We start from the raw sequence: 3,912 nt of genomic DNA, 5'->3' as shown, positions 1-3,912 counted from the left end.
ATGTGTATAAGAGACAGCAGTAGAGCACCAAACACCGTCCCCCACAGATTTCCTGCCCCGCCAACAATTACGATAGCAAGCAGAAATATTGACTCTTGTATTGTGAAACTGGAGGGGTCAATGAAGGTTATATTCCTTAAATCAATAATCTCTGTATTCTTAAAAAGGATAAGAAATTCTTCAAAGGTTGCTTCAGTAAGATTTGTCATTTAAAAGTGATCTAAATTGTTCGGGAAGCCTTCTTAATTTACCGTTCTCAACACAGGCAAGTGTAAGGCATGCCTCTGCTATTAGCTCGCTGTCTTTTAGAATGCAATTTTTAATCTTCAGACTGGCATTCTTTATTTCTGCTACCTCTGTTGTTACTGTCAGGCTATCTCCAAGTTTTGCAGGCTTTTTATAGGAAATTTCAAGCTGACTCACCACGAAGAATATGCCTTTATTATGGAACTCTATGACGTCTATTCCTTTATCTTTCAGGAACTCCATCCTTGCCCGCTCAAGGTATCTGAGATAGTTTGCATAATAGACAACACCGCCAGCATCAGTGTCCTCATAGTAAACTGTAACTTTTATGGTATGAATATTTTCAGACATAAATTATATTAACATTTTTAAGATTTAAGATATAAAAGTTAATGCAGAGTTATTATAATTGAATTTGGGCAGATATGGTTGCATGGTTAGTTGATATGGTTTATGATAATAATGACTTTCAATCATATTATGGTCAGTTTTTAATTTAAGCCATTAAAAAAGGAACCAATTTACAGCGTTGGCTGTTTTATCCATGATGAAGTGGCTTTGAAGAATTTGGATAAAAAAAGGATATTCAGCTGGTGCCTTTTTGACTTTGCAAATTCCAGCTATTCAGCTGTAATTTCCTCTGTTATATTTCCTGTATATTATGTAACAGTCATAGTGGGTGATTCCCCGGGTCTTGGTGAACTGTGGTGGGGAAGGGCTATCTCATCAAGCATGCTCATTGTTGCACTCCTTTCTCCCTTACTTGGTGGAATAGCTGATTATTCAGGCTTAAGGAAGAGAAGTCTTTTTATATCGGTGGCTTTATGTATTACTGCTGTGGCTGTTCTGTCTACTCTTAAAAGTGGAGATATTCTTAAAGGATTCTTTCTCATCCTTGTTGCCAATGTAGCAATGGAGAGCGCTGTGGTATTTTATAATTCCTTTCTGCCATTGATAAGTCCGAAAGAATATCTTGGCAGGGTCTCATCATGGGGATATGCTATAGGTTACCTGGGTTCTATTATCTCTCTTCTCATAGGTCTTTATCTGGTCCAGAGGGGTCATTATGACCTTACATGGATATCGGTTTCTCTTTTCTTTTTTATTTTCTCCATACCTTTATTTATAAATATGCCTGCTGATGAGAGGAAGGAAAGATTTTTCCATTCTGCCCGTAAAGGCATGAACTATATACTGAGAACATTCAGAGAACTCTGGACTGAAAGTGCTTTAAGAAGATTTCTGATCGCCTACTTTCTTTATATTGATGGAATCAATACTGTTATCACCTTCTCAGGTATTTATGCTGCTGTTACGCTGGGATTTGAACAGAAGGAGCTCATAATACTTTATATAGTTGTTCAAATTACAGCCCTTATTGGTGCCTTCCTCTTTGCAAGAGCTGTTGATTCCTGGGGACCGAGGGATGTTATTCTTATTTCTCTTGTTCTCTGGATAACGGTCTCTGTTGGCGCCTTCTTTGTTGCGACAAGATCTGGATTCTTTGTACTTGCCTCTATTGCCGGGATAGGGCTTGGAACAGTGCAGGCATCATCAAGGGCCCTTTTTTCCCGCTTCGTGCCCCGAGAAAAGGAGTCAGAGTATTTCGGTGTTTATTCAATGGTAGGAAAGAGCTCAGCCATACTTGGTCCCCTTTTGTTCGGTGAGATATCTGGCCTTACAGGCTCCCAGAGGCCTGCTATCTTGACAGTAACGATATTTTTTATTGCAGGTTTTCTCTTAATGTTAGGTATTCGTAAAAGGTGAGACTTTTAATAAATCCAGAAGGTGCTGAAATTTTTTTTTAAAAAAGAATGTCTCAGGGTCTTTTGGATATTTTATGAGCTTTTCTCTTTCAAGTATTTTGTCAGAAGAAATATTATATTGTTTTATAACATCAATAATATCTTTAAAATCTTCTTCAGTTCCCCTCATTAATTTACTGAATATAAAATCAATGGGATCTAATACCTTAAGAGTCAATCGATCACTGCTGTAAACAATTAATGCCCTCTCTCTATAACCTTCAGGAAGGGGTACAACTCCCCAGCCACTTATGTTTTCACCAAGATTGAAATTTATTTTTTTATTTTTAAGATATGCTGTAAGTTCTTCGTAGAGATATTCTTCACAATTTATTTCACCATCAATATCAATTGTATATCTCGGCTTGCCATAAAAACTCATAGCAAGACCACCTATTAAAAGAATGTCTAAGTTTTTATTTCTGGCCTTTAAAAAATCTTCTATCAGGGTGATATAAGGTTTAACATAATCCTGCATAAATAAGACCTTTTATGAAATCTCTTTTCCTTTCCCTGTAAACTCTTAATTTTATTTTGTAAGGCATAACTTCCCTCTTTTCGTATAATTCCTCTAAGGGTTTATTTTCCGGCAATAACCACCTGAAGGCAAGGTACCAGCTCAAGGCATCCTGAAGGCTTTTTTGAATATCTGGTCTGGAAACATATGAGCTTATTGTGTTAACGATATCAGGATTTAACAGAAGTTCTATCCATAAATGCTTGAGAAGTCTTTCGTCGGTAAGAATATCTTCAATACTCCTGATTTCATTCTGTGATAATGATGGAAGATATTTCAGGTTTATTTCCATAGAATATTTTAACAGAAAAAATATTAATGTTTTTAATATACGAAACTGGTTTCGATAGGAGGGTTATAAAAAAAATAAATCATTAAAAACTTGACAATTGACTTATTTTTTGATATTAATTTTAGTAAAAGTAAATCAATTCAGGGCTCACTGAATTTTTCTTAATAGAAAGGAGGTCTTTATGGGATCAAAGAGAGATGGTACTATTGGTGAACTTTTAAGAGACAGAGGTGTTTCACGAAGGGATTTTATAAGATTCTGCACAACAATGGCTGCAGCCCTTGCTCTTCCATCGAGCTTTGTTCCAAAGATTGTTGAGGCACTTGAGAAGAAGAAGAGACCTACTGTTGTGTGGTTAGAATTTCAAAGCTGCACCGGGGATACCGAATCATTTTTGAGGGCATCAAAGCCAACTGTTCCAGAGATTGTGCTTGATATACTGAGCCTTGATTATCATGAGACCATAATGGCTCCATCCGGAAAGGCATCAGAAAAATCTCTCATGGATGTAGTTAAAAATCAAAAGGGTCAGTATATTGCAATTGTGGAGGGAGCAATACCGGCAAAGGATGATGGAATTTATTGTTGTATTGGTGGAAAAAGCGCTCTCAGTATCGCCAGGGAAGTATGTGAAAATGCTGTGGCAACTATTGCTGTTGGTTCCTGTGCATCCTGGGGCGGCATCCCGTCAGCAGTTCCTAATCCAACCGGTGCTGTCAGTGTGAAAAAAGCTGTACCAAAGGCAAAGGTTGTAAATCTACCGGGATGTCCTATGAATGTAGAGAATCTTACTGCAACTATAGTTCATTTCCTTACATTTGGAACACTTCCAGCTACAGATAGTAAAGGAAGACCTTATTTTGCCCATGGCAAGAGGATCCATGACAATTGTGAAAGAAGAGCACATTTTGACGCTGGTCAATTTGTCCGTGCATGGGGTGATGAGGGTCACAGACTCGGCTGGTGCCTCTATGAGATGGGATGTAAAGGTCCTGAGGCATATTTTAACTGTCCCACTGTTAAATGGAACGAAGGTGTATCATGGCCAGTAC

The 3,912-nt window shown here is 37.7% G+C and carries 6 protein-coding genes; 3 read left to right on the top strand and 3 right to left on the bottom strand.

The annotated features are described in order from the left end of the window. A partial coding sequence (locus tag N2257_10435) for a hypothetical protein (protein MCX7794800.1) occupies positions 1–213 on the top strand: 213 nt, incomplete at its 5' end. Here N2257_10435 and N2257_10430 read toward each other — a convergent pair. Continuing rightward, complete coding sequence (locus tag N2257_10430; protein MCX7794799.1) at positions 193–597, bottom strand: YbgC/FadM family acyl-CoA thioesterase; 405 nt, start codon at positions 595–597, stop codon at positions 193–195. The genes N2257_10435 and N2257_10430 overlap by 21 nt on opposite strands. 207 nt (positions 598–804) lie before the next feature. On the opposite strand from N2257_10430, the gene N2257_10425 reads away from it, so the two are divergent. Then, entirely contained in the window at positions 805–2,013 is a 1,209-nt protein-coding gene (locus N2257_10425) for an MFS transporter (protein ID MCX7794798.1), read from the top strand. Here the strand turns inward: N2257_10425 and N2257_10420 are convergent. Next, positions 1,993–2,529, bottom strand: coding sequence for a DUF6036 family nucleotidyltransferase (locus tag N2257_10420; GenBank protein MCX7794797.1), 537 nt, complete (start codon positions 2,527–2,529; stop codon positions 1,993–1,995). The two genes, N2257_10425 and N2257_10420, sit on opposite strands and share 21 nt — an antisense overlap. Beyond that, the gene (locus N2257_10415; protein MCX7794796.1) at positions 2,513–2,860 is read right to left on the bottom strand and encodes a hypothetical protein; all 348 of its coding nucleotides are present in this window, start codon (positions 2,858–2,860) and stop codon (positions 2,513–2,515) included. Before N2257_10415 ends, N2257_10420 begins: the two co-directional genes overlap by 17 nt. Before the next feature lie 181 nt (positions 2,861–3,041). Here N2257_10415 and N2257_10410 point away from each other — a divergent pair. Next, positions 3,042–3,912 (top strand): hydrogenase small subunit (locus N2257_10410; GenBank protein MCX7794795.1); only part of this gene is annotated, 871 nt, incomplete at its 3' end.

Source organism: Thermodesulfovibrionales bacterium (genome assembly GCA_026417875.1).
Classification (GTDB): Bacteria; Nitrospirota; Thermodesulfovibrionia; order Thermodesulfovibrionales; family CALJEL01; genus CALJEL01.
The sequence above is the reverse complement of the archived record's forward strand: the minus strand, read 5'-3'. Positions and strand labels throughout refer to the sequence as shown.

Coding starts and splice junctions, on each gene's coding strand:
- N2257_10430 (MCX7794799.1), bottom strand. CDS start 597: ATGTCTGAAAATATTCATACCATAAAAGTTACAGTTTACTATGAGGAC.
- N2257_10420 (MCX7794797.1), bottom strand. CDS start 2,529: ATGCAGGATTATGTTAAACCTTATATCACCCTGATAGAAGATTTTTTA.
- N2257_10415 (MCX7794796.1), bottom strand. CDS start 2,860: ATGGAAATAAACCTGAAATATCTTCCATCATTATCACAGAATGAAATC.